Raw genomic sequence first — 24,224 nt, forward strand, 5'->3', positions numbered from 1 at the left:
CTCACGGCGGGTCTGCTTACGTTTACCAGCGTATTCGGCGTCTGCAAAGCTCATCTGTTTCATGCGGTGGTCTCGAAAATGGCGCTGACGCATTTTACCTTTTCAGGAAGTCTTTTTCAGACCTTCCCTAGGCATTGGTGGGAGGGTGACGCAGACCCGAGCAAGGTCAATCCGCTGAAGCAGGTTCAGCCCGGCGTTCGTATCAAAGAAACCGAGAAAGATGAGCAGGCCAAGGACTATAACCGTATCCTCGCGCGTATTGTCACTAATCAGACGGTGACACCCCGCCACGGCTGGATAGTAGGTTGCGTTTTGGTAGTGCTGATTATGGCTTGTGCTGCCTTTGGTATCCGTGCCTATCAGCTTAAAAGTATCGAGACAGAAATGGTCTCCAGCCCGGATGTATTTGCTCAACAGAGCTATGAGCAAAGCGCCAGTCCCTTTGACCTTCCCGCTGAGTCGGCTTCGGTAAACGAAGTGTCGGAAGACAGCGCGCTGACCGATAAGATGGACGCCATTCGCAGTGCTTCCTTGATTACCTTTATCGTGCTGTCGGTTATCTATGTGGCTATTCAGGCGGTTAGCGTATGGCTTGCCTCGATATTCGGTTTTGCTGGTGTGGAGTCCAAGAAGGCCTGGTTCTACACGCATAAATTTAATAATGCGGCTGAACTTGAACGCTGGATGGAGACGCAACGTACAAAAATTGCGGCGCATGCAGATCATAAACTGCGCATGCTACAGATGAAGTTGGCTAAGCGAACGACTACTAATAGTGCGGTGCAGACCGCCATTAGTGGTGCGCAATCACGTGACTTTAACGCCTATGTAGTGCGTATGAGAGCTGAAGCCAGTACCCATCAGACGCAGCCAAGCCCTAGTTCGTTTGCGTCAGCGGTTGAGGCTAGCCCCTTGGCCGAACCGGCGGCACCGAAACCGCTTGCTGTAGAGCAGTCTGCCCCCACTGCGGCGCCAGTGCAGCAGACACTGGAGGCATCCCCTGCTGAGGACGCATTGGCGGGCCTGCGCAATAAGGATTTGACTGCATTCAGCGACGAGCAACTGCGCACTGTATGCACTGCCAAAGGCTATGACTTTGCTGCCGTGGCTAGCTTGCGTGCGGATCAACAGTTGCTGAAAGACTTTGATGAGGCATAAATCGATGAATTTCAAGCTGATTACTGCCTGCTTGCTTGGATTTTCATGTTATGCCAATGGGTCTGAGCGTAATGACATTCCGGACTGTTACCAACACGCTAACGTAGAGGAGTTTCGTCAGCCGGGTAGTGGCCGGCAACTAACGGTTATTGTTGATCAAACAGTCTTGATGCCAGAAAGTATTCAGCGGGCCGCGTGGGGGCAAATTGATCGATTCGTGGCGTCAGGCGATGAAGTCAAACTCTACAGTTTTTCGGCTTTTTTGCCCTCCCAGTTTATGCAGCTTCAGTTCTCCGGTGAGCTGAACTCGCCGCTTCCTGAGGCGGTACGAGATGACGTTGGCATGCAGTCGTTGAGAGCCTTCGATGCTTGCGTTAGCGAACAGAGAGCCTTTTTCCAAAAGCGTTTCGGGCGTGAGTTTGTGGCAGTTCTGAGGGCTGCTTCAGAAGATATACCGCGCAGTGAGATATTCCACTCGCTGCGTGATATTGGTTCAGATTTGAAATCCTCACCCGCCCGCGAGCGAGTGATTTTACTTATGTCTGACATGCTCGAAAATAGCGACTTCGGGTCCTTCTATGCCAACCGTCGTATCCGTGATCTCAATCCTCAAGCGGAGCTGGATAAAGTGGCGAGTGTCCAACTCTTTGCTGATTTGGATGGCGCGCGAGTCTATGTTGCCGGTGCTGGCCTGATTACCAAGGATGTAAACCAGGCTTACCGTTCAGGTCGAACGATTGAGCTGCTTGAGGCCTTTTGGCATGGCTACTTTAACGGGTCGAACGCCGAGCTGGTCGCGTTTGGCGCGCCGTCCCTAAACGTCGATATCAAATAATCTTGCTATGGCCAAGCCAGGCTGAGCCTGCGTTTGGCTTTAGTGGGTAGTGCACACTGTCGAGCCCTCGAAAGTGGTGCGCGCGTTACGCCAGTGCCGCATTTAGAGCGGTCAACCACGGCGGTTGACGCTTATCAGCAAAGTCTCTACTCTTCACGCCTGCTTCAGGTTCCCTCTTTTCGCAGAGGGTGAAACTGGGAAGCCGGTGCGTCTGCCCAGCAGACAATTCCGGCGCTGCCCCCGCAACGGTAAGCGATGTTCGCCTCATGGCGATGCGCCTGATGACACCACTGTGCTGTTCATGCATGGGAAGGTTCAGGCCGCAGGATCTATTGATCCGCTCGTAAGCCCGGAGACCGGCCTGTCGCGATTCACAACAGTGCGGTGGGCGCTGTAGGTGCGCGGCCCCTCTATGCTTGTTGCCGTTCCCCTGCCTCCGTCACTGTTATTCTCAGTCAGTGTCGTGCGGGTGGGTACGACGGAGCAATTACGCAGTATGAAAACCTTTTTACGTGCCCCTTTGGCACTGGCCCTGTGCGGCCTGTCTTCTCTTTCCCTTGCCGATACGCTCAGCCTGAATGACCAGGTTGTGACCGCAACGCGCACCAGTCAATCCAATAGCATTGCGGCGACCAGCGTGTTTGATCGCGCCGACATTGAGCGCTTGCAGGCGACCAGCGTGGATCAGGTATTGCGCCGCGTCCCGGGTATCAGCATTACCAACAACGGTGGGCCGGGCAAGGCTATGACCCTCAGTATTCGTGGCACCAGCAAATCGCACGTGCTGGTGTTGATCGATGGCGTTCGTATGGGCTCTGCTACCTCGGGTGTTGCGGCGCTGCAGAATCTGCCGGTAGAGCAAATTGAGCGTATTGAGGTAGTTCGTGGCCCTCGCTCCAGCCTGTATGGCGCAGACGCCATTGGCGGTGTTATTCAGGTCTTTACCCGCAAGGGCGAGGATGGCGGTATCACCCCCTATTTCTCTACGACAGTGGGCAGTGCCCAGCATCTTGGCGGAACGGCGGGTGTTTCCGGCGGTACTGATGATGCATGGTACAACCTGGGCATCAGTAGCCTGAAAACCGAAGGTATCGATGCTCGCCCCTCCAGGGAGCGGGACCATGACGGTTATCGTGAGTTGTCAGGTAGTCTCTCGGGTGGCTATCGCTTTGCTAACGGTCTGCTGATCGACGCTCACTTGCTGCAGGTTGAGTCGCATAACGACTATGACTCTGGTACTGATGCCAATGCTGATGATGTGCTCAGGGTGTATGGCGCTCGTGCGCGCTTTGCGCTGGCGAGCTTCTGGGATGTGACACTGCAGGCCGGTCGCAGCGAGGAGCAGAACGATAATTTTAAAGGCAGTACGTTCAACTCACGTTATGACACTCAGCGCGATAGCTTCAGTTGGCAGAATGATTTGCATCTGGCCGATAACCAGTTGCTGACACTTGGCTATGACTGGCTTGAAGACGAAATCAGCAGCAGTGTCAGCTATCCGGAAAAGGGCCGCTATAACCACGGTCTGTTTGCACAGTACCTGGGACAGGCCGGCCGGCATGACTGGCAGGTCAGCTTGCGCCACGACGATAACGAAGCCTATGGCGAGCACACCACAGGAAGCCTGGGTTATGGCTTTGCGTTGACCGACAGTGTCAGCTTTGCTGCCAGTTACGGCACGGCTTTCAACGCTCCCACCTTTAACCAGCTGTATTACCCCAGCTTCGGTAACCCCGATATTCAGGCTGAAACCGCGAAAAACCTTGAGGTTGGACTGCGCGGCCAGCATAGCTGGGGCAGTTGGTCGGCCAATGCATTCAAGAACGATATCGATGACATGATCTCGACCGTGACTGTTGGCGGCGTCTCGCTGGCCGAAAACGTTGATAAGGCAGAGATCAAAGGCCTTGAGTTCGAGGTGCTTACCCAACAATTGGGCTGGAACTGGCAAGCCAACCTGACGTTGCAGGACCCAAAAAATCGCTCGCACAAAACCACCGATGGTGACCTGATCAGGCGTACGCCTGAGCAGATATTCAACCTGGATGTGGATCGTCGCTTTGGTCGCATCGGTCTGGGTGCCACTGTGCATGCAGAAGGGCGGCGCTGGGAGAATACGTCCAATACCGAAGATTTACCGGGTTACAACACCGTTGACCTGCGGGCTGAATATTGGCTGAGCCATGCATGGCGAGTGCAGGCACAGGTCACCAACCTGTTTGATACCGATTATGAAACTGCCGCAACCTACCAGCAGCCAGGCCGCGCGGGGTATCTGACCCTGCGTTATCAGGCGATGTAGGTTCGACGGTTCGATTTCGCATGCCGTCTCAAGGGGAGTCGGCAGCATGGGACGTCTGTGGTCGAAACGGCCGCAGACGTTTTGCTGTTTTAACGAGGAGAATGAATATGCTGAACCTGTCGAGAACGACCCAGCTTTATATCGGTATCGCGCTGATGGCACTGATGGCCATGACGCGGGGTAGTCACTTCCCGCTACACAATCTGCCGAGTGCATCATGGGCGGTCTTTTTTCTCGCGGGTGTGTTGCTGCGACCTAAATGGGTGTTTCCGTTGTTGTTTGCTGAAGCGACCATCATTGATGTGCTCTCGGTCGGCTGGATCAACGCCGGACATCACTGCATGACCGTGGCTTACTGGATGCTGGTTCCGGCCTATGCTGCCTTGTGGTTTGGTGGCCGCCTGTACGCTGGCTGGCATCGCGATCAAGCTGGCTCACTGGCGGTTCTGGTACCGGTGATGGCACTGAGTGCTCTGGTTTGCAACGTGCTTTCCAGTGGTGGGTTCTATTTTTTCTCTGGACGTTACGAGGCGCCTACCGTCGCTGGCATGGTTGAGCGTATCGGTCACTACTACCCGCAGTACCTGAGCTCGTTAGCGCTCTACGTCGGTATTGCTGTCGTGCTGTACGTGGGCGCGCGCAGTGCGCAGTTGCTCATGTCCAACAAGAGCCATCAGGCATGAGTGAGCAGGATCAGGGGCGTGATGAGCGCCATCGCCAGCGCATGCAGCGCAAGAAGGCGGTGGTGGATGAAAAGATCGCCACCGCCCAGCAAGAGCGCGGTGTACTCCTGGTGAATACCGGCAACGGCAAGGGCAAAAGCAGCTCAGGCTTTGGTATGGCTGCACGAGCGCTGGGCCATGGGATGCGTGTCGGTATTGTGCAGTTTATCAAGGGTGCCAAGAGCACCGGCGAAGAGAATTTCTTTCGGCGCTTTCCGGACGAAGTACGCTATCACGTGATGGGCGCGGGCTTTACCTGGGAGACGCAGGATCGCCAGGATGACATCGTCAAGGCCGAGGCGGCCTGGGCCGTCGCCGTCGAATTGATGCGCGATCCCGAGGTGTCACTGGTGCTGCTCGACGAACTGAATATCGCTCTCAAATACGGCTATTTGCAGCTGGATCAGGTGATCGCCGATATTCAGGCAAGGCCTGCTCATCAGCATGTGGTGGTTACCGGTCGAGGGGCGCCGCCAGCACTGGTTGAGGCAGCCGATACCGTGACGGATATGGGCGTGGTTAAACATGCTTTCAAGGCCGGTATCAAAGCGCAGAAGGGAGTTGAGTTTTGACTACAAGACAGTGCCCGGCGGTATTGATCGCCGCACCTGCCTCGGGGCAGGGCAAAACCACCGTCACCGCGGCGCTGGCGCGCAGACATCGCCAGCTTGGCCGCAAGGTGCGGGTGTTCAAGTGTGGCCCGGACTTCCTTGATCCGATGATTCTTGAAGTGGCCAGCGGCGCCCCGGTGCACCAACTGGATTTATGGATGGTAGGGCTGGAACAATCGCAGCGCCTGCTCTGGGAAGCGGCGGGTGAGGCTGACCTGATTTTGATTGAAGGTGTCATGGGGCTATTTGACGGTACACCGTCCGCTGCTGATTTGGCGCGTCAGTTTGGCGTCCCCGTGCTGGGCGTAATTGATGGCTCGGGTATGGCCCAAACCTTCGCCGCCATGGCCTTTGGCTTGGCCCATTTCCAACCGGATCTGGCGTTTGCCGGCATTCTGGCCAACAAACTGGGCAGTGCCCGGCATGCCGAGATCTTGCGTGACAGCCTGCCAGCGGACATCCGCTGGTTTGGTGGTTTGCCGCGTTCGCCCGACATTGCCTTGCCCAGCCGCCACCTGGGGCTGGTGCAGGCCGATGAATTGGCCGATCTTGATGCCCGGCTGAATGAGGCAGCCGCAGCGTTGGCGGATAGCGTAGATGATGCCTTGCCAGCGCCGGTTAGATTTGTCGCGCCGCAGGTGCAGTCTTTGGAGCCGCTGCTGGCAGGTGTCCGTATTGGCGTGGCACGTGACAGTGCTTTTGCCTTTGTCTACCAGGCGAATCTTCAACTGCTGCGCGCATTGGGCGCCGAGCTGGTGTTCTTCTCGCCAATGCATGATACGCATCTGCCCGCGGTCGATAGCCTATACCTACCGGGCGGCTACCCCGAGTTACACGCCGCGCAGCTGGCCGGCAACAAAGCGATGCAGGCGGAGATCGCCGAACATCATCTGCAGGGTAAGCCGTTAGTGGCAGAGTGCGGTGGCATGCTGTATCTGCTCGATAGTCTGACGGACCTGCAGGGCGAGCGGTTTGCCATGGCGGGCCTGCTTAGCGGTGATGCGGTGATGCAGAAGCGCTTGGCTGCACTTGCTTTACAGGCGGTGGAGCTGCCGGAAGGCAAGCTGCATGGCCACACCTTTCACCATTCACAGTTAACCACTGAGATGCAGCCGCTGGTGCGCGGCGAGTGCCCCAACTATCGGCGCACGGCTGAGGCGGTTTATCGCATTGAGCGCCTGACCGCGTCCTATGTGCATTTTTATCTGCCGGGTAATCCGCAGGCTGCTGCGGCCCTGTTTCGTCCGTGAGTGACGATCACGCCTATTCCTCCGCCGAACGCGACGCGGTTTATCGGGCGATTCGTGAGCGCCGAGATATGCGTCACTTTATCGGCGGAGTGGTGCCTGATGCGTTATTGCAACGGTTGCTGCAGGCGGCGCACCACGCGCCCAGCGTTGGCCTGATGCAGCCTTGGCGGTTTGTTCGGGTGCGTCAGCAGGCGCTGCGTGAGCAGATACATCAACTGGTAGAGACCGAGCGACTGGCGACCGCCGAGGCTTTGGGCGTGCGCTCGGAGGAGTTCATGCAACTGAAAGTACAGGGCGTGCTCGACTGCGCCGAGGTACTGGTCGCGGCGCTGCCCGAGGGGCGCGAGGCGCACGTATTTGGCCGCCGTACCTTGCCGGAGATGGACCTGGCCTCACTTTCCTGCGCTATTCAGAACCTGTGGCTGGCAGCGCGCGCAGAGGGCCTGGGCATGGGCTGGGTCTCGTTATTTGAGCCGAAAGCGTTGGCTGACTTGCTGCAGATGCCGCCGGGTGCCAAGCCGGTGGCGATACTTTGTTTGGGCCCGGTTGCCGAGTTCTACGCTCAGCCGATGCTGGTGCAAGAAGAGTGGGCCGATGCCCGGCCGTTATCGGAGTTGCTGTTTTGCGATCAATGGGGAGCGACCGAATGAGTGAATGCATAGCCCTGGGTGGCCCGCAGCGCATCGTTTGTCTGTCTACGGAAACCTGCGAAGTGCTGTATCACCTGGGTGAGCAGCAGCGGATTGTCGGCATTTCCGGTTTTACCGTAAGACCGCCGCAAGCGCGGAAGGAGAAGCCCAAGGTGGCGGCTTTTACCTCGGCGAAAAGCGAAGAGATTCTGGCGCTTGAGCCTGATCTGGTGCTCGGTTACTGCGACCTGCAGGCCGGTATTCTTGCCGACCTGGCGCGTGAGGGCTTGGAGGTGCATCTGTTCAATCAACGCAGTATTGCCGGTATTTTGCGCATGATCTCGACCTTGGGTGCCCTGGTGGGCGCGCACGAGCGCACGGCCCAGCTGATCGCGGAGCTGGAGGAGGGGTTGTTGCAGGCACGCAATGCGGGTTGCCGCGAAGGGCGTCGTCCCCGCGTCTACTTTGAAGAGTGGAATGATCCGCTAATATCCGGCATAGGCTGGGTGAGCGAGTTGATTGAGCTCGCCGGAGGCGAAGACTGTTTCGCCGAGCTGGCGAGCAAGCCCAGTGCCAAAGAACGAATTATCAGCGATCCGCAGGAGGTGGTAAGGCGCGCGCCGGATATCATCATCGGTTCCTGGTGCGGCAAACGGTTTCGGCCGGAGCAGGTGCAGGAGCGTGCGGGCTGGCAGAGTATCCCCGCGGTCCAATCCGGGCAGTTGCATGAGGTCAAGTCTGCCGACATTTTACAACCCGGTATAGGCGCACTGACCGATGGTTTGCAGCACCTTTCGCGCATTATTCGCAACTGGCACGCTGCGTGAGCGCCTTGCTGGCCGCGGCCATACTGGGCGTCTTGCTGGATCGCTTGCTGGGAGAGCCGGTCCGCTGGCATCCGCTGGTTGGCTTTGGTCGCTGGGTACAGTTTCTGGAGCAGCGTCTCAATCAACCGCACAGCATCGCCAAAGGGGCCCTGGCCTGGTGTTTGGCTGTGCTTCCGTTAACGCTTGTGGTCTATGGCTTGGTGCAACTGCCCTGGTTTGGCTGGGCGTTCTCGGTGCTATGTCTTTATCTGTGCCTGGGCGGACAAAGCCTGGTCGCCCATGCCAAGCCGATAGCGGCGGCACTGCAGCAAGGCAACTTGCCCCTGGCACGTGAGCTGGTGGGGCGCATTGTGAGCCGGGATACCAGCCAGCTGGACGAGCAGGGCATAGCCAAAGCGACAGTAGAGTCGGTGTTGGAGAATGGCAGTGATGCGGTCTTTGCCGCGTTATTCTGGTTTTTGCTGCTGGGCGCTCCCGGAGTGGTCTTGTACCGCTTGAGCAATACCCTCGATGCTATGTGGGGCTACCGCACACCGCGCTTTCTGTTATTTGGCCGCGTGGCCGCCAGAATGGATGACGTGCTGAATTACCTGCCGGCTCGTTTGGTTGCTCTGAGCTATAGCCTCTGTGGCAATCTGAGCCGCGGTCTGCATTGTTGGCAAGCCCAGGCTGCCGCATGGGATAGCCCCAATGCCGGTCCGGTGATGGCCGCTGGAGCCGGTGCGCTGGAGTTGCAACTGGGCGGTGCGGCGGTTTATCACGGCAAACTGACTGAACGCCCGCCGCTGGGCATAGATGATGCGCCCAGGGCAGAGGACATCCTGCGCGCTTTGCAGTTGGTTCGCCGCAGTCTGGTGCTCTGGTCGCTGCTGCTAGTGCTGTTATGGGGGGCAAGTCATGCTTGAACACGGCGGACGCTTGCAACATGCAGCCAGCGAGTTCGGCGTGCCGCTTGAGCAATGGCTCGACTTGTCTACCGGGCTCGCGCCCTATCACTGGCCCGTACCCGCGTTGCCACAGTCAGTCTGGAGCCGCCTGCCTGAAACCGGGGACGGACTCAGTCAGCAGGCGCAAGACTATTATGGCGCACCTCACGCGTTGCCAGTAGCAGGTTCGCAGGCGGCCATTCAGGCGCTGCCGACACTGCGCAAACCTTGCCGCGTGGGGATTCTGGAACCGACCTACGCCGAGCATCGTCTGGCCTGGGAGCGCGCTGGTCACCAGCTGGTCAGCGTGACCACGGAGCTGCTGCCAGCCTGTCTTGATCAACTGGATGTGCTGGTGGTGGTCAACCCCAACAACCCAACCGGACAATTGCTGAATAGCGAACTGCTGCTGAATTGGCACCAGCGTCTGGTCAGCCGGGGTGGATGGTTAGTGGTTGATGAGGCCTTTATGGACCCGACGCCGGAATACAGCCTATCGGCGCATAGTCATGCTCCCGGTTTGATCGTATTGCGCTCGCTCGGCAAATTTTTCGGTCTGGCAGGCCTGCGTCTGGGCTTTGTACTGGCAGAGGAACAATTGTTGGCAGTACTTGAAGAGCGGCTCGGTCCGTGGGCGGTGAGTGGACCTGCGCGTGCGGTAGGCCGGTCCGTGCTGGCAGACCGGCTGACTCAACAGTTGTGGCGCAGTCGTTTGCATATGGATAGCCAGCGTCTGCGACGTTTGCTGGACGCGGTCGGGTTAGCGTCGGGTGCCGGCTGCGGCTTGTTTCAATGGCGTCTCTTGGGACAGCAGCCGGCGCAGCAACTTTACAAGGACTTGGCCAGTCGCGGTGTACTGGTGCGCGTGTTTAACGAGCTGGGCGGGCTGAGATTTGGTTTGCCGCGCTCGGAAGCGCAGTGGCAGCGTCTGGAAAGTGCCTTACGAGACAGCATGAAGGAGTTGGCATGGGCAGTTTGATGGTGCAGGGCACTACCTCGGATGCGGGCAAAAGCACGCTGGTCAGTGCACTCTGTCGCTGGCTGGTACGCCAGGGCGTGGCTGTCGCGCCGTTCAAGCCGCAAAACATGGCACTGAATGCGGCGGTAACTGCAGACGGTGGCGAGATCGGTCGAGCCCAGGCTGTCCAGGCGCATGCCGCGCGTATCAGTGCCCATACCGATATGAACCCGATCCTGCTCAAGCCCAACAGCGATGTGGGCGCGCAGGTAATCATTCAGGGGCAGCCGATCGGTAATATGGATGCGGTCGCTTATCACGCCTACAAACCGGTCGCCATGCAGGCCGCTTTGGCAGCCTATCAACGCTTGAGCGAGCGTTATCCTGTAGTCATGGTCGAGGGCGCTGGTTCACCGGCGGAGATCAATCTGCGTGAGGGCGATATTGCCAATATGGGCTTCGCCGAAGCGGTCGATTGTCCGGTTATTATCATCGCCGATATCGACAAGGGCGGCGTATTTGCACATCTTGTAGGAACGCTTGAGTTGCTCTCGCCGAGTGAGCAGGCGCGGGTTAAAGGGTTTGTCATCAACCGTTTTCGTGGCGATATTGCCTTGTTGGAGCCAGGTTTACGCTGGCTGGAAGAGCGCACCGGTAAGCCGGTGCTGGGTGTATTGCCCTACCTGCACGACCTGCATCTAGAGGCAGAAGATGCCGTTGATACTCGCCAGGTGGCCAAGCAGGCCGAATGCCTGAAGGTGGTGGTGCCGGTAGTACCGCGTATCAGCAACCATACCGATTTTGATCCCCTGCGATTGCATCCGCAGGTCGAGCTGGCGTTTGTCGGCCCCGGTCAGCCCATACCTGCGGCCGATCTGATTATTCTGCCGGGTTCAAAGAGTGTTGCCGCTGACCTCGACTTTTTACGCAAGCACGGCTGGGACAAGGCCTTGGCGCGTCATTTGCGTTATGGCGGTAAGGTGCTGGGGATCTGTGGTGGCTTTCAGATGCTGGGCAAGGTGCTGGCCGATCCCTTGGGGCTTGAAGGGCCCGCTGGCAGCGTTGCCGGGTTAGGCCTGCTGGATATGCAAACCGAGCTGCGCGCAGCCAAGCAGTTGACCAATGTTACCGGTGTGTTGGCGCTTGAGCAGGCCAGCGTCAGTGGATATGAGATTCATGCCGGAATCAGCCAGGGTCGGGCACTGGCGCAACCGCTGGTATATCTGCACGGCGGCGGCATGGATGGCGCGCTGAGCGAGGACGGGCAGGTGGCGGGCACCTACCTGCATGGTTTTTTTGAGCAGTCGGCCACGCAACAAGCCGTGCTGCGTTGGGCCGGGCTTGCCCGCGCCGAAGGCATGGATTACGCAGCCCTGCGGGAACGAGACCTGGAGCGTCTGGCCGACCTGGTCGAGGCGCATCTTGATACGGCGCAACTGCGCCTGCTATGCGGTATAAACGATGCATGAATTGATTTTGGGTGGTGCCCGTTCGGGCAAAAGCCGGTTAGCCGAGCGGCTGGCGGCTGAGTGCGGCCTGCCTGTGACCTATATTGCGACCTGCCAGCCACGCGATCAGGAGATGCGCGATCGGGTGGTACAGCATCGTGCCCAGCGTCCGGCTGACTGGACTCTGGTTGAGGAGCCGACTTCCCTGGCGCAGGTGCTGCGCGAGCACGCCGCAACAGATCGCTGTTTGCTGGTCGACTGCCTCACTCTCTGGGTGAGTAACCTGCTGCTCAGCCCGGACGAGCATGATTGGACACGTGAGCGCCAGGCGTTGTTTGATTGCCTGCCCGAGTTACCGGGCAGGATCATTATGGTGAGCAATGAAACAGGCTTGGGTGTCGTTCCCATGGGCGAGCTTAGCCGCCGTTTTGTCGATGAGTCTGGCTGGCTGCACCAGCAGCTGGCAGAGCACTGCGACCGGGTAGTATTCTGCATTGCGGGTTTACCGCAGACCTTAAAGGGAGAAAAGCTGTGAATGGCACTTGGTGGCAGGCAGCAGCACGCGTTCCGGACGCGGGTAGGCGAGCACAGGCGCTGGCGCGGCAGCTGCAGTTAACCAAGCCGCAGGGTTCGCTCGGTCGTCTTGAGCAGTTGGCAGTTACCCTGGCGGGTTTGCAAGGTCGCAGCGATCCTTCGGTAGAGCGTATCTGGATATCCATTTTTGCAGCTGATCACGGTATCGCGCAGGAGGGAATTTCGGCTTTTCCGCAGGAAGTAACCGGCCAGATGCTGGCCAATTTTGCGCAGGGCGGCGCTGCCATCAGCGTGTTGGCGCGTCACCTGGGCGCTGAACTCGAACTGCTCGAGTTGGGGCTGGTACAAGAGAGTGTGCCATTGCCTGGCGTGCGTCAGTTGAGGATTGCTGCCGGCACGGAGAATTTCCTTCATCAACCGGCCATGACCAGCGTCCAGTGTGCGCACGCCTTGCTAGCAGGCCGTGAGGCACTGCAGCGCGCGCTGGAAAAGGGCGCGGATCTGTTTATCGGTGGCGACATGGGGATAGGTAACACCAGCAGTGCCTGTGCCCTGGCCTGTTTGTTACTTGATCAGCCAGCCAAGCGCCTGGTGGGTGCTGGCACCGGTATGAAGGACAGCGGTCTGCAGCACAAAACCCAGATCATTGAAGCAGCGTTAAAACTGCATCGACCCATGGTTGACTCACCCTTGGAGGCGTTGACCCGCGTGGGTGGACTGGAAATTGCGGGTTTAGCTGGCGCCTACATCGCAGCCGCGCAGGAAGGCATGCCGGTGTTGGTAGATGGCTACATATGCACTGCCGCTGCCCTGTGCGCGGTGCGCATGAATCCGGGCATCGCACCCTGGCTGCTCTACAGTCATCGCAGTGCCGAGACCTGCCATCAGGAGTTGCTTGATGCGCTGGATGCTGAGCCCTTGGTGTCATTGGAGATGCGCCTGGGTGAGGGCAGTGGTGCCGCCTTGGTAGTGCCGCTGCTGCAAGCGGCTTGCCGTCTGCACAACCAGATGGCGACCTTTCAGGAGGCAGCGGTCTCTGGTAGCCGCTTGTGATGGTCCGGCTCGACTTTTTACGTCATGGCGAGACCGAGCAGGGCGGCGGTTTGCGTGGCAGTCTGGATGATCAACTCACCGCCGCGGGTTGGCAGCAAATGATAGCCACCACCGCTGTTGCCAGTGGCTGGCAGCGTATTGTCAGCTCGCCGCTGCATCGCTGCGCGCACTTTGCCGAACGCCTTGCCGATGAGCGCGGGCTGCCCATTGAGTACAACGACAATTTGCGTGAGCTGCACTTTGGCGATTGGGAAGGTAAGCACCCAAGCGAGTTGATGCTTGACCAGGCTGATGAACTGGGCCGCTTTTGGGCCGATCCCTATGCCTACACGCCGCCGGGCGCCGAGCCAATGCGGGATTTTGCTGCGCGCATAGATACCGCTCTTCAGACTTTACATTTAGCCTACGCCGGGCAGCGGATACTGGTGGTATCGCATGCCGGCGTGATGCGGCTTTTGATTGCCCGTGCGCGTGGTCTGGCGCCTGCTGACCTGCTTCAGGTTGTGGTTGGATACGCCGAATTGGTGGGGCTTGAGTTTGATCCGCACCGCGGGCTGACTGAGGCTGGCTTATGATGCCCTTTGCCTTGGCGTTGCAGTTTTTGACCCGCCTGCCGGTGCGTCTGCGCCGTGATCCAAGCGCTCAGGAGAGCGCCGAGTCGCTGCTCTGGTACCCGCTGGTTGGTTTGTTGCTGGGCGCGCTATTGCTGACGGCTAACCTATTGCTTGGTAGCGTTGACCCTGTGCTGCGCGCCGCCATCTTGATTGCCTTATGGGTCTGGCTGAGCGGTGGTCTGCACCTTGATGGCTTGGCGGATACTGCGGATGCCTGGGTGGGTGGCTATGGTGACCGAGCGCGCACACTGGCGATTATGAAAGACCCGGCTTGCGGACCGATAGGCGTCATCGTGCTATTGCTTTGTCTGCTGCTGAAATACACCGCCCTGGTGCTATTGCTGCAACAGCAATCCTGGCTTTTGCTGTTAATTGCTCCCTGGCTGGGCCGTTGTCTATTACCCCTGTTGCTATTAACCACACCCTACGTGCGCGCGGGTGGGCTGGGCGAGAGCCTGACCCGTGAGATGCCGCGTTCGAAGCTAAAGTGGGTCTTGCTGCTTAATGCCGTATTGCTGCTCTTTTGCGGCGTAGCAGGGGCGTTGTCTCTATTTGTAGCGGCAGGGCTGGTGCTGTACGGACGTCATCTGTTGCTGCAACGTCTCGGCGGGACGACCGGCGATACGGCTGGAGCACTGCTGGAAATAGTCGAGTGTGCGGTCCTGGTAGCGGCGGCCAGCTTTTTGCTTTGACGCTGGCGTGGGAGCGGAACTTTACCTGGCCATTTTCATCTTACTGTCATCTGGCGTGGCTAACGTGAATAGTGCGATAGCAGTACGTCATTAACATCAAGAAGAAAAGGGAGGTATCACATGAGCGACTATATTGAAGAGCTTATTGAGCTGCAGTTGCAGCAACGCGAAGACGATGTGGAAGACGCTGAAGAGATGTAATTCTCTTCATGCGTTTTCCCTTGATTGCCTGTAGTACCTGGTTTTATCGTTCGACTCCTTCTGATCTTTTACCCTCCCCAAGTAGTGCACGCCGATAGCTGCCCGGTGCTGATCCTGTCCAGCGTTTGAACGCGCGCTGAAATGCCTCCGGTGAAGAAAAACCCAGCAAAAAGGTAATCTCGCCCAGTGCCAACTCCGTATCTCGTATATAGCTGACTGCTAGCTCGCGGCGAATATCGTCAATGATGTCCTGGAAGCGGGTGTGATCTTCCTGCTGCAATCGGCGACGCAGTGTCCAGGATGGCAGGCCCAGTTGCTGTGCAACTTCCATGATGCCTGGCAGCCGCTGATGCAGCTGCGGCGCTACGATGCTTTCAACGCGCTCGCGTAGTCCACGTTGCCTTGTCAGTTCATGTAATCGCTGCTCACACAGCGTCAGCAGATGCTGATAATGACCAGGCGCACTTTGTACCGGTTGCAGTGCAAGGCTGCGTGGCTCCCACAGCAACTGATTGTGTGTTTGCGAAAACAGCACCGGGCATTGAAACAGTGCCTCGTAGCGTGCGGCGTAGGTGGGAGCAGGGAATTCGATGTGTACTTCACGCAGTTTTGCCTGGCCACCTGTCATCTGGTTTGCGGTCTGGGCGCGTGATGCCAAGGCCGAGTCAACTACGAACAGGTTGAACATGTTGTAAGGCGCAATCGAATAGAAGCGCAGCGCCGGGGCGCAGAAGCTGGAATGGCCGCGGTAGTTTTGGCTGGTAAGTCGTTCGTACTTGACCATCACGTTGAAGGCGTCCTCCAGCGTGGGTGCGCACTGTGCCGTCATGCCAGCCAGACCCTGATGACTGAGCTGGCTTTGCGCTCCCATCAATAGGCCTATGGCCGGGTTTTGCGTATAGCGTATGGCCGCGTTACCCAGGCGCATAAAGCGCGCGATGCTGATCCGTGCGTGCGGTTCACTCAACAGCGTTTCAGTAATGCCAAAGCGCTCCAGTAGCGGGGTTGGGTCGAGCTGCAGTTGGGTAATAGCTCCGCGCAGACTGAGCAGATAGCTGACCGAAATATCGCCTAGTTTCATGATGGCAGCCCAAGGGGGGTAAGAGCCCGAAGGCGCGAAAGAGAACAGTGTAATTCAGGGTTATAAATGTGTCACTTTGGGTGATTGAGCGCTGTTAGTCCTGAGCCTATTGTTTTGTCCATAACAGGCTCCGGGCAGGTACTCGAGAGTCGACCCTGATGAGATGCTGGAGAAAGCGATGACTGCACCTACACTGTATCCGAATTTGTTGGCCCCACTGGATCTGGGCTTTACCACGCTGCGCAATCGTACCCTGATGGGGTCGATGCATACCGGGCTGGAAGAGCGTCCCAACGGCTTCAACCGCATGGCCGCGTATTTTGCTGAACGCGCCAGGGGCGGCGTTGGCTTGATCGTAACTGGTGGTATTGGTCCGAACGAAGAAGGTTCGGTAGCCCAGGGCGCAGCGAAAATGAATACTGCGGAAGAAGCCGAGCAGCATAAGGTCGTGACCGCTGCTGTGCATGAAGCGGGCGGCAAGATCTGCATGCAGATTCTGCACGCAGGCCGCTATGCTTACGGTCCCAAGCAGGTTTCAGCCAGCGCAGTCCAGGCGCCGATCAATCCTTTTACCCCAAAGGAATTGGACGAAGCGGGCATCGAGAAGCAGATTGCCGATTTCGCCAATTGCGCGGCGCTGGCCAAGCAGGCCGGTTACGACGGTGTTGAAGTCATGGGGTCGGAAGGCTACTTCATCAACCAGTTTCTAGTCAGTCACGTCAACAAGCGGACCGATCGCTGGGGTGGCAGTTACGAAAATCGCATGCGTTTGCCGGTCGAGATCGTGCGTCGGGTGCGCGAGGCGACCGGTGATGACTTCATCATCATTTATCGCCTGTCGATGCTGGATCTGATTGAGGGCGGCAGCACCTGGGATGAGGTGGTCATGCTGGCCAAGGCTATCGAGAAGGCAGGTGCAACCATTATCAATACCGGTATCGGCTGGCACGAGGCACGGATTCCCACCATCGCGACCAAGGTGCCGCGCGCGGCCTTTACCAAGGTGACGGCCAAGCTCAAGGGCGAGGTAAGCATTCCCCTGGTCACTACCAACCGTATCAATACCCCAGAAATTGCCGAGCAAGTGCTGGCCGAAGGTGATGCCGATATGGTGTCCATGGCGCGGCCCTTCCTGGCTGACCCGGATTTCGTCAATAAGGCGGCTGCAGGGCTGGCGGACGAAATAAACACCTGTATTGGCTGTAACCAGGCCTGTCTGGATCACACCTTTGGTGGCAAGCTCACCAGCTGTCTGGTCAACCCGCGTGCCTGCCATGAGACCGAGCTGAATTACATTCCCACTACGACGGTAAAGAACATCGCTGTTGTTGGCGCTGGCCCTGCGGGTTTGGCGGCAGCCACCGTTGCCGCCGAGCGCGGACACCAGGTAACCCTGTTCGATTCTGCCGATCAGATCGGCGGTCAGTTTAATATTGCCAAGCTGATTCCCGGTAAGGAAGAGTTCTACGAGACTCTGCGTTATTTCGGCAAAATGATTGATAAGACCGGCGTCGATCTGCAGCTGGGGCGCCGCGTCGCTGCGGCTGATCTGGCGGGCTTTGATGAGGTGATTTTGGCCACGGGCATCAAGCCGCGCACCCCGGATATCCCCGGTATTGATAACCCCAAGGTCATCAGCTATCTGGATGCGATTCAACAGCGCAAGCCGGTGGGTCAGAAGGTGGCGGTTATTGGCGCAGGCGGTATTGGTTTTGATGTCTCCGAATTCGTTACGCACCAGGGCGTCAGCCCGAGTCAGGATGTTGATCTGTTCTGGAAAGAGTGGGGGATTGATCCCACCATGCAGGCTCGCGGCGGTATTGCTGGTATTGATGCGCAGCCGCATGCGCCCGCGCGCGAGGTGTTTCTGTTGCAGCGCAAGAGCACCAAGGTCGGCAACGGGCTGGGCAAGACCACCGGCTGGATCCATCGCGCAGGGCTGAAGGCCAAGCAGGTGCAAATGCTCAATTCGGTGCAGTATCTGAAGATCGACGATGCTGGACTGCATATCACCATTGGTGAAGCTGGTGAGCCCAAGGTGCTGCCGGTCGATACCATTATTATCTGTGCTGGTCAGGATCCGCTACGCGAGTTGCAAGCGGGCCTTGAGGCTCAGGGCAAACCCGTGCATCTGATTGGCGGCGCCGATGTGGCGGCTGAGCTTGATGCGAAGCGAGCCATTGATCAGGGCTCGCGTTTGGCGGCCGCGCTTTAAGCGCTGTGATCGTCAGGAGTTGATGGGTTGCTCCCGCTCCGCCGGCGGTTAGTTTGCCGCCGCGGAGCGCTCCATATATGCGCTACGCAGCGTAGCGCATGCTTTCCGGCCTTTCCTGTCTATACTGCCAACGGATGTTTGGCTGCTTGCCAATTGCATCACATACCGTTTTGAACCTTTTTCATACACTTGCTGCCTTACCCGGTAGGTTGGATGCATTTGCTTTAAAAAAGGCGCAAAGTATTGAGCACGGCAAGGAGACAGATGATGAGCAAACCAGCAAAGTCAGTGCTCACAGAGGCGGTGATGTTCTTTTCGGAACGTGGCATCTGCAAAGAGATGTTGTTTCCCGAGTTCGAAGCACTGCTGGATGGCCTCGTAGCGTCACCTGAATTCGAAGATGAAACGGTTGAGGCTGTATTCGTGCAGATCAACTCGCGGCTGCAGGTTCGTGCGGCGGTATTTTTCACCCTCGATTTCGATCTGGACGGCTACGTAAACCGCTTGTGGAATATGCCATTGCGACAACTGGCAGAGAAAGCTGATCGTGGTCCCGATATGGGCGGTGGGCCGATCCGCCTGGTCTGCCTTGGTTACAACAAACAGCCGAACTACCGGCCACTGCTCTGGAAGCCGGGTCAGCGCGCGGGCACCAACGACCTCGCTTTGGTCAAGGATGCGGTCACCCGTAATACCCTGGGTATTTTGGGTGATGATGAAGAAGCTATTGGTATTTTATCTCCCGAGCGTCTGCAGATGGCGGCGGAAGATACCTGGTACGGCAGCGGCGTTATCATTGATCCGGACAACACCACGCTGTTACCGATCGAGTCGACTGCACAGCACAGTGAAGATCTTGATGACATCATGGAGCGGCACGCGCTGGAAGTGCGTGAATACCAGCGCCAGATTGAGCTGTTGAATAACCGCTTGAAGGCGTTGACGCTTGAGAAGGACCAAGCGCTCGCTGAGCTCAAGGGCACGCACGCAGATCATCTGGAAATCGTGCAGGGCGAGTTGCTGGATATCAAGCAGGAGCTGGCACAGCAACAGAAGCTCAACGTTGCGCTCAAGCGCGACCTGGGCAAACTGCAGAGTCGTACCTCTACCGATATTGACTGATTACGCCGGCCAATCATCCGCCACGCAGATCAGTCGATCTGCATACAGCGGCTGATACCAGTCAGTTTCATCTACCCGAGCGAACATCACCGCTTGCTGCGCTCTAGCCTCGGCGAAGATGTGCCGCATCTGGCGTGGCTCCAGCACCGCGCTGGTGGTCGCGATTGATGGCGGCATCAGCCACTCCTTGTGCGGCAGCGCGATCCAGCGGCTCTGCGCATCCAGTAGTGTTTCCACCTGACCACGATGACACCATAGCTGTGCTCCGCTGCGTATAGTCTGACCGCAGGCAGGTGGCATCTGCTGCGCCGCAGATTGAAACAGATAACCTTGAAGCCAGGCTGCGGAGTAGTCGGGAAGCGGCAGCTCGGCAGGGTAGTGAGTGGGTTGCTGTGCTGCCAGTCGTTTGGCAAGAGGCAGTTGATGTTGGGTCAAACGCGCTAGCTTGCGCGCCAACTGATCGCTCGGGTCTGGTCCCCACCATAATGCCCCATCGCTGCACGAACGATCGGCACTGACCGGTTGCAGCTCTGGCCGGGCCATATAGAATTTGATCGCCAATTCCAGATGCACCAGTTCCCCGTTGGCGGCCTGCACTATCAGGTCCAGCTCGCCTAGTGTTCGGCCCGCGTCGCGCAGTGCGATGTTGTGGGCCACAATGTGAACGTCCGGAGCCAGCGTCAGCAGTGCATGCCAAAGGCGTTCATAATAGTTGCCCAGCCGACGGTCACGGGAATGGGGAAATAGCGCGGCCAGCTGCCCTGGCTCTGCATCCAGTTGCTGTAGTAGGTACACTAGCCGCCCAGGGTCTTTGCGCCAGAGTGAATCTTGCAGTGGATCGCGCAGCGGCAGTGTGCTGCCATCCATGAGCGGGGCAGTGAAGGCGGCCCAAGCCAGGTCGCGCACTATGTGATGGGTGAAATCCGGCAACATCAATAATCGGGTCCTGATTTGCCAGCACGTGGCCGGCTGCGGAATAATCGTAATACCAGCTGGCCGGGCAAAGCCTGAACGCAGCAGCGATGCCGTTTTTAGCGCAGTATGGGCAACGCAGATAATCGTCAACGACTTGCTGGGCGAGCGTTGTTGTCCGGCCAGTGTCCTTCATGTCCGGATATCTCACAAGCGAACATATATCGAGGTGGTATGGACCAGTTCCGCAATATCGGGCTAATCGGGCGACTCGGCAGTGGCCGTGTGGTGGATACCCTCAAGCGTCTGAAACGCTTTCTGCTGGACAATGGGCATACCGTGATTCTCGAAGACGCGGTGGCTGATCTGTTTCCCGGTCATCAACAACAGGTCTGCTCACGCAAGATGATGGGGGAAATCTGCGACCTGGTCATTGTAGTCGGCGGCGACGGCAGTTTATTGGGCGCTGCCCGCGCGCTCTGTCGGTACAATATTCCGGTGCTGGGCGTGAACCGTGGTGGCCTCGGCTTTCTAACGGATATTCCACCAGACGAGCTGGAGCACCGGATTGGCGAGGTGCTGGCGGGCAAGTATATGGTCGAAACGCGCTTTTTGATGGATGCCTTTGTGCGCCGCGGCGAGGAGCAGCTGGGCACCAGTGAAGCGCTGAACGATGTGGTGCTGCACCCGGGCAAGTCGGCACGCATGATCGAGTTTGAGCTCTATGTTGATGGCCAGTTTGTCTACAGCCAGAAGTCGGATGGACTAATTGTCGCGACGCCGACGGGTTCAACCGCGTACTCATTATCCGCCGGCGGCCCCATCATGCATCCCAAGCTCGATGCCGTGGTGCTGGTGCCCATGTTCCCGCATACGCTTTCCAGTCGGCCGATAGTGGTGGATGGTAATAGCGAGCTGAAAATCATTATTTCCAAACAGAACGGTATTTACCCGCAGGTCAGCTGCGATGGTCAGGTACATATCTCCTGCGCGCCTGGCGACAGCATCACTATCCGCAAGAAGCCGCAGAAACTGCGATTGCTGCACCCGCTCGATCATAACTTCTACGCCATCTGTCGCAGCAAGCTGGGATGGTCTAGCCGACTGACGGAGCAGTGAGATGAGTGTCCTGGAGAGTGAACGTGGATACGACATCATCGGTGATGTGCATGGCTGCGCGCTAACGGTCGAGCGGCTGCTGGACCAGATGGGCTATCGAAAAAAAGCCGGTGTGTGGCAGCACGCTAACCGTCAGGCGTTGTTTCTGGGCGATATCATTGACCGTGGTCCGCGTATCCGCGAGGCGCTGCACCTGGTGCGCGATATGGTGGAGGCAGGCAGTGCTCGCTGCATTATGGGTAATCATGAGTTCAATGCGCTGTGTTGGGCAACGCCTGCACCGGCCGATAGCGGTCGCGCTTTTATGCGTGAGCACAATGAGCGTCATCACCGCTTGATTGGCGATACCCTGGATCAGTTCGCCGATTGGCCAGACGAATGGCAGGCGTTTCTCGACTGGTTTTATGAACTTCCGCTGTTTCTTGATTGTCATGAAATACGCCTGGTGCATGCCTGCTGGGATGATCGCTTGATCCAACCCTTTCGCGCGCAACATCCGGACGGCTGCATCGACCGCGACTTTCTGCTGGCGGCGGGGCAGTGGGGCAGTTTTGAGTCGCAGACGCTGGATCGCTTGCTGCGGGGCACCGATATGCGCCTGCCCGACGGCATTAGCATGACCGGCAAGGATGGCTTTACCCGCGCTTCCTTTCGCACCAAATACTGGGAGGAGTCGCCGCGCACCTATGGTGATGTAGTGTTTCAGCCCGATGCGCTGCCCGAAGAGGTGGCTGCGCTTGAGTTATCCGAGGAGCAGAAGACGGAGCTGCAGATCTATCGCCCGGAAGACCCGATTTTGTTTGTCGGTCACTATTGGCAGCAGGGTGCTCCACAGCCCATCAGGCCCAACCTGGCCTGCCTGGATTACAGCGCCGTAAAATACGGCAAGCTGGTTGCCTACCGCTGGGATGGTGAGCGACGCTTGAACCCGGATCATTTTGTCTGGGTCGATGTCCCCCAATACGCCTGAGGAATTCATGCAACGAGCTTTGAGTTGTCCGCTGGAAGAAGATCTGCGCCCGCTGATACGCTTTTTACGTAGCCGCGGCGTCGTGCATCGCGTGGCAGAAGAGAACGGCATGCAGGTGCTTTGGGTGGTGGATGAGCAGACCGCCGATATTGTTCGCTCGCTGCATCAGCGCGATTTGAGTGACATGACCCGTGAGCCTGACCGAGGCATTGTCGAAACCCCGACGAGCGCCTATTGGCGTCAATCCTATCGATTGATTCCAGTCACCTTGCTGGTGTTGCTGGTGACTGCCGTGGTGGCCGCCTTGACCGGCCTGGGCAGTAATCTGGATAACGTGGTGCTGCTGACCTATACGCCGCTGGAAGCCAGTGGCTATCTTGCACCGCAGCCTGATATGGCGCAGTGGTGGCGCCTGGTTACGCCGATTTTTATTCATTTTGGTTTCATGCATCTGGCGTTTAACGCGCTCTGGTACTGGGAGTTGGGCCGCCGTATTGAAATGCGCTCAGGTGGCTTATGGCTGCTCGGGCTGACGCTGCTCATTGGTGTCATTTCCAATACCGCACAATGGTGGTGGAGTGGCACCAGTGGCTTGTTCGGCGGCTTGTCAGGCGTGCTCTATGGTCTGCTGGGTTATTGCTGGCTGTATCAATTGATTGCGCCGAATGCGCATTTCGCGCTGCCCAAGGGCGTGGTTATCATGATGTTGGCGTGGCTCGCGCTCTGTATGTCCGGCCTGGTCAGTTTGCTGGGGTTTGGTGCCATCGCCAATGCTGCCCATGTCAGCGGGCTGCTGGTCGGCTGTCTGTTCGGTAGTATTGCCGGGGCGCTGCAGCGCCGCCTGTGACGCGTTACAATACCCCACTATTTTCCATGCTTAGCCGGAGTCCTGATGACCTCTTTCATCGATATGTTGCGTAACATCACCCCGGATGTATACCAAGCGCTCAAGCTTGCTGTCGAGATCGGTAAATGGCCTGATGGCCGTAAGCTGACGCGAGAGCAGAAAGAGTTATCGCTGCAGGCGATGATTGCCTGGGAGCAGGATAACCTGCCGGAAGAGGAGCGTACGGGTTACATGGGCCCGCAAGCGTGTAAATCGGCTGAGAAAGAGGTGCCTAACATCCTCTTTTCTACCGGTTCGGAAACTCTGCACTGATGTTGCTCGCAGACATGCAGGGCAGTGTGCGCAAGATGCTGGGTGAGCTGTCGGATGCCGCCAGCCCAGTACAATATCAGTTGCCGATTGGCGAGGAACGCGTTGCGCTGAACGCCGCTATTGGCAAGCAGGTAAGTCTGCAGGCCCTGGGCGTTATCAACTGCGTACATTGCGGCAGAAAAACCAAGAAGAGCTTTAATCAGGGCTACTGTTACCCCTGCTTCACCAAGCTGGCGCAATGTGACTCATGCATCATGAGTCCGGAAAAATGCCATTATCATCTTGGCACCTGCCGCGAGCCGGCCTGGGGTGAACAGTTCTGCATGACTGATCATGTGGTCTATCTGGCTAACTCATCCGGCCTTAAGGTGGGCATTACCCGGGCGACGCAGATTCCTACCCGCTGGATCGATCAGGGTGCCAGTCAGGCGCTGCCGATTCTGCGTGTGGCTACACGTCAGCAGTCAGGTCTGGTTGAAGATCTGCTGCGTCAGCATGTGGCAGACAAAACCAATTGGCGTGCCTTGCTGCGCGGTGAGCCGGAACAGTTGGATATGATCGCCGAGCGCGATCGATTGCTGGCGCTGGCGGGCGAGGGTATTGCAGCCCTGCAGGCGCAATTTGGCTTGCAGGCCATTCAGCCCATCACCGGAGTCGAGCCGCTGCAGATTCGTTATCCGGTTGAGCAGTACGTTGCCAAGCCGCAGTCAGCCAATCTCGATAAGGTCCCGTTGCTTGAAGGCACACTTATGGGCATCAAGGGCCAATACCTGCTGCTCGACACAGCGGTGATCAATATTCGTAAATACACCGCCTATCAGCTGGCATTCAGCATCAGCTGATAGCGCTATTCAAAGCCCGCTGCTGGATAAGCAGCGGACATCTC

At 57.8% G+C, this 24,224-nt stretch carries 24 protein-coding genes and 1 riboswitch; of the genes, 22 read left to right on the forward strand and 2 right to left on the reverse strand.

The genetic code is table 11. The features are described 5' to 3' along the window. The 15 genes from H4J77_RS12775 to H4J77_RS12845 form a co-directional block, all read left to right on the forward strand. The coding region (locus H4J77_RS12775; RefSeq protein WP_404940780.1) for an SPOR domain-containing protein at positions 1-1,158 on the forward strand (1,158 nt) is incomplete at its 5' end. A gap of 4 nt (positions 1,159-1,162) precedes the next feature. Next, the gene (locus H4J77_RS12780) at positions 1,163-1,993 is read left to right on the forward strand and encodes a hypothetical protein (RefSeq protein WP_182248690.1); all 831 of its coding nucleotides are present in this window, start codon (positions 1,163-1,165) and stop codon (positions 1,991-1,993) included. A gap of 149 nt (positions 1,994-2,142) precedes the next feature. Beyond that, positions 2,143-2,373: riboswitch (cobalamin riboswitch) on the forward strand. 116 nt (positions 2,374-2,489) lie between these two features. Next, positions 2,490-4,295, forward strand: coding sequence for a TonB-dependent vitamin B12 receptor (btuB, locus tag H4J77_RS12785; RefSeq protein WP_182248692.1), 1,806 nt, complete (start codon positions 2,490-2,492; stop codon positions 4,293-4,295). 107 nt (positions 4,296-4,402) lie between these two features. Next, positions 4,403-4,978: a hypothetical protein gene (locus H4J77_RS12790; protein ID WP_123888976.1), complete on the forward strand. Its 576-nt coding sequence runs from the start codon at positions 4,403-4,405 to the stop codon at positions 4,976-4,978. Then, positions 4,975-5,589: a cob(I)yrinic acid a,c-diamide adenosyltransferase gene (cobO, locus tag H4J77_RS12795; RefSeq protein ID WP_123888975.1), complete on the forward strand. Its 615-nt coding sequence runs from the start codon at positions 4,975-4,977 to the stop codon at positions 5,587-5,589. Before H4J77_RS12790 ends, cobO begins: the two co-directional genes overlap by 4 nt. After that, a complete protein-coding gene (locus H4J77_RS12800; RefSeq protein ID WP_182248694.1) occupies positions 5,586-6,878 on the forward strand; it encodes a cobyrinate a,c-diamide synthase in 1,293 nt (430 codons plus the stop codon). Before cobO ends, H4J77_RS12800 begins: the two co-directional genes overlap by 4 nt. Beyond that, positions 6,875-7,528, forward strand: coding sequence for a 5,6-dimethylbenzimidazole synthase (gene bluB, locus H4J77_RS12805; RefSeq protein WP_182248696.1), 654 nt, complete (start codon positions 6,875-6,877; stop codon positions 7,526-7,528). The genes H4J77_RS12800 and bluB overlap by 4 nt, the downstream gene beginning before the upstream one ends. Continuing rightward, positions 7,525-8,334, forward strand: coding sequence for a cobalamin-binding protein (locus H4J77_RS12810; protein WP_235869659.1), 810 nt, complete (start codon positions 7,525-7,527; stop codon positions 8,332-8,334). The genes bluB and H4J77_RS12810 overlap by 4 nt, the downstream gene beginning before the upstream one ends. Then, complete coding sequence (gene cbiB, locus H4J77_RS12815) at positions 8,331-9,239, forward strand: adenosylcobinamide-phosphate synthase CbiB (RefSeq protein WP_182248698.1); 909 nt, start codon at positions 8,331-8,333, stop codon at positions 9,237-9,239. Before H4J77_RS12810 ends, cbiB begins: the two co-directional genes overlap by 4 nt. After that, a complete protein-coding gene (gene cobD / locus H4J77_RS12820; RefSeq protein WP_182248700.1) occupies positions 9,232-10,239 on the forward strand; it encodes a threonine-phosphate decarboxylase CobD in 1,008 nt (335 codons plus the stop codon). The genes cbiB and cobD overlap by 8 nt, the downstream gene beginning before the upstream one ends. Continuing rightward, the gene (locus tag H4J77_RS12825; protein ID WP_182248702.1) at positions 10,227-11,687 is read left to right on the forward strand and encodes a cobyric acid synthase; all 1,461 of its coding nucleotides are present in this window, start codon (positions 10,227-10,229) and stop codon (positions 11,685-11,687) included. The genes cobD and H4J77_RS12825 overlap by 13 nt, the downstream gene beginning before the upstream one ends. Next, entirely contained in the window at positions 11,680-12,201 is a 522-nt protein-coding gene (cobU, locus tag H4J77_RS12830; RefSeq protein WP_182248704.1) for a bifunctional adenosylcobinamide kinase/adenosylcobinamide-phosphate guanylyltransferase, read from the forward strand. Before H4J77_RS12825 ends, cobU begins: the two co-directional genes overlap by 8 nt. Continuing rightward, positions 12,198-13,253: a nicotinate-nucleotide--dimethylbenzimidazole phosphoribosyltransferase gene (gene cobT / locus H4J77_RS12835; RefSeq protein WP_182248706.1), complete on the forward strand. Its 1,056-nt coding sequence runs from the start codon at positions 12,198-12,200 to the stop codon at positions 13,251-13,253. Before cobU ends, cobT begins: the two co-directional genes overlap by 4 nt. Further along, positions 13,250-13,828 carry a histidine phosphatase family protein gene (locus H4J77_RS12840; RefSeq protein WP_182248708.1) on the forward strand — a complete coding sequence of 193 codons (579 nt, stop codon included), beginning with the start codon at positions 13,250-13,252 and terminating at the stop codon, positions 13,826-13,828. The genes cobT and H4J77_RS12840 overlap by 4 nt, the downstream gene beginning before the upstream one ends. Beyond that, a complete protein-coding gene (locus H4J77_RS12845) occupies positions 13,825-14,559 on the forward strand; it encodes an adenosylcobinamide-GDP ribazoletransferase (RefSeq protein ID WP_123888966.1) in 735 nt (244 codons plus the stop codon). The genes H4J77_RS12840 and H4J77_RS12845 overlap by 4 nt, the downstream gene beginning before the upstream one ends. 244 nt (positions 14,560-14,803) lie before the next feature. Here the strand turns inward: H4J77_RS12845 and H4J77_RS12850 are convergent, their stop codons facing one another. Further along, a complete protein-coding gene (locus H4J77_RS12850) occupies positions 14,804-15,841 on the reverse strand; it encodes an AraC family transcriptional regulator (protein WP_182248710.1) in 1,038 nt (345 codons plus the stop codon). A 178-nt stretch (positions 15,842-16,019) separates the two neighbouring features. Here H4J77_RS12850 and H4J77_RS12855 point away from each other — a divergent pair, with 178 nt between their 5' ends. After that, complete coding sequence (locus H4J77_RS12855) at positions 16,020-18,056, forward strand: NADPH-dependent 2,4-dienoyl-CoA reductase (protein ID WP_123888964.1); 2,037 nt, start codon at positions 16,020-16,022, stop codon at positions 18,054-18,056. A gap of 267 nt (positions 18,057-18,323) precedes the next feature. After that, complete coding sequence (locus H4J77_RS12860) at positions 18,324-19,178, forward strand: hypothetical protein (protein WP_123888963.1); 855 nt, start codon at positions 18,324-18,326, stop codon at positions 19,176-19,178. On the opposite strand, the gene H4J77_RS12865 is transcribed toward H4J77_RS12860, so the two are convergent. After that, on the reverse strand, positions 19,179-20,111 hold the full coding sequence (locus tag H4J77_RS12865; protein WP_182248712.1) for a DUF1853 family protein: 933 nt from the start codon (positions 20,109-20,111) through the stop codon (positions 19,179-19,181). A gap of 213 nt (positions 20,112-20,324) precedes the next feature. Here H4J77_RS12865 and H4J77_RS12870 point away from each other — a divergent pair, with 213 nt between their 5' ends. The 5 genes from H4J77_RS12870 to H4J77_RS12890 are packed head-to-tail and all read left to right on the forward strand — an operon-like array spanning position 20,325 to position 24,180. Continuing rightward, complete coding sequence (locus H4J77_RS12870) at positions 20,325-21,209, forward strand: NAD(+) kinase (RefSeq protein WP_182248714.1); 885 nt, start codon at positions 20,325-20,327, stop codon at positions 21,207-21,209. Between the two features lies 1 nt (position 21,210). Continuing rightward, complete coding sequence (locus H4J77_RS12875; RefSeq protein ID WP_182248716.1) at positions 21,211-22,179, forward strand: metallophosphoesterase; 969 nt, start codon at positions 21,211-21,213, stop codon at positions 22,177-22,179. Between the two features lie 7 nt (positions 22,180-22,186). Next, positions 22,187-23,026, forward strand: coding sequence for a rhomboid family intramembrane serine protease (locus H4J77_RS12880; RefSeq protein ID WP_123888959.1), 840 nt, complete (start codon positions 22,187-22,189; stop codon positions 23,024-23,026). 45 nt (positions 23,027-23,071) lie between these two features. Further along, complete coding sequence (locus H4J77_RS12885) at positions 23,072-23,338, forward strand: YeaC family protein (RefSeq protein ID WP_123888958.1); 267 nt, start codon at positions 23,072-23,074, stop codon at positions 23,336-23,338. Beyond that, entirely contained in the window at positions 23,338-24,180 is an 843-nt protein-coding gene (locus tag H4J77_RS12890) for a DUF2797 domain-containing protein (RefSeq protein ID WP_372237864.1), read from the forward strand. The genes H4J77_RS12885 and H4J77_RS12890 overlap by 1 nt, the downstream gene beginning before the upstream one ends. Positions 24,181-24,224: the final 44 nt, after the last annotated feature.

The organism is Pseudomonas sp. 5Ae-yellow (assembly GCF_014077575.1).
GTDB lineage: Bacteria > Pseudomonadota > Gammaproteobacteria > Pseudomonadales > Pseudomonadaceae > Halopseudomonas > Halopseudomonas neustonica.

What these genes read in the sequence shown, in the direction of transcription:
- cobU (WP_182248704.1), top strand. Translation starts at nt 11,680, where the DNA reads ATGCATGAATTGATTTTGGGTGGTGCCCGTTCGGGCAAAAGCCGGTTA.
- btuB (WP_182248692.1), top strand. Translation starts at nt 2,490, where the DNA reads ATGAAAACCTTTTTACGTGCCCCTTTGGCACTGGCCCTGTGCGGCCTG.
- H4J77_RS12885 (WP_123888958.1), top strand. Translation starts at nt 23,072, where the DNA reads ATGACCTCTTTCATCGATATGTTGCGTAACATCACCCCGGATGTATAC.
- H4J77_RS12810 (WP_235869659.1), top strand. Translation starts at nt 7,525, where the DNA reads ATGAGTGAATGCATAGCCCTGGGTGGCCCGCAGCGCATCGTTTGTCTG.
- H4J77_RS12865 (WP_182248712.1), bottom strand. Translation starts at nt 20,111, where the DNA reads ATGTTGCCGGATTTCACCCATCACATAGTGCGCGACCTGGCTTGGGCC.
- H4J77_RS12825 (WP_182248702.1), top strand. Translation starts at nt 10,227, where the DNA reads ATGGGCAGTTTGATGGTGCAGGGCACTACCTCGGATGCGGGCAAAAGC.
- H4J77_RS12850 (WP_182248710.1), bottom strand. Translation starts at nt 15,841, where the DNA reads ATGAAACTAGGCGATATTTCGGTCAGCTATCTGCTCAGTCTGCGCGGA.
- H4J77_RS12780 (WP_182248690.1), top strand. Translation starts at nt 1,163, where the DNA reads ATGAATTTCAAGCTGATTACTGCCTGCTTGCTTGGATTTTCATGTTAT.
- H4J77_RS12790 (WP_123888976.1), top strand. Translation starts at nt 4,403, where the DNA reads ATGCTGAACCTGTCGAGAACGACCCAGCTTTATATCGGTATCGCGCTG.
- cobD (WP_182248700.1), top strand. Translation starts at nt 9,232, where the DNA reads ATGCTTGAACACGGCGGACGCTTGCAACATGCAGCCAGCGAGTTCGGC.
- H4J77_RS12875 (WP_182248716.1), top strand. Translation starts at nt 21,211, where the DNA reads ATGAGTGTCCTGGAGAGTGAACGTGGATACGACATCATCGGTGATGTG.
- H4J77_RS12860 (WP_123888963.1), top strand. Translation starts at nt 18,324, where the DNA reads ATGAGCAAACCAGCAAAGTCAGTGCTCACAGAGGCGGTGATGTTCTTT.
- H4J77_RS12880 (WP_123888959.1), top strand. Translation starts at nt 22,187, where the DNA reads ATGCAACGAGCTTTGAGTTGTCCGCTGGAAGAAGATCTGCGCCCGCTG.
- H4J77_RS12870 (WP_182248714.1), top strand. Translation starts at nt 20,325, where the DNA reads ATGGACCAGTTCCGCAATATCGGGCTAATCGGGCGACTCGGCAGTGGC.
- H4J77_RS12855 (WP_123888964.1), top strand. Translation starts at nt 16,020, where the DNA reads ATGACTGCACCTACACTGTATCCGAATTTGTTGGCCCCACTGGATCTG.
- cobO (WP_123888975.1), top strand. Translation starts at nt 4,975, where the DNA reads ATGAGTGAGCAGGATCAGGGGCGTGATGAGCGCCATCGCCAGCGCATG.
- H4J77_RS12890 (WP_372237864.1), top strand. Translation starts at nt 23,338, where the DNA reads ATGTTGCTCGCAGACATGCAGGGCAGTGTGCGCAAGATGCTGGGTGAG.
- H4J77_RS12845 (WP_123888966.1), top strand. Translation starts at nt 13,825, where the DNA reads ATGATGCCCTTTGCCTTGGCGTTGCAGTTTTTGACCCGCCTGCCGGTG.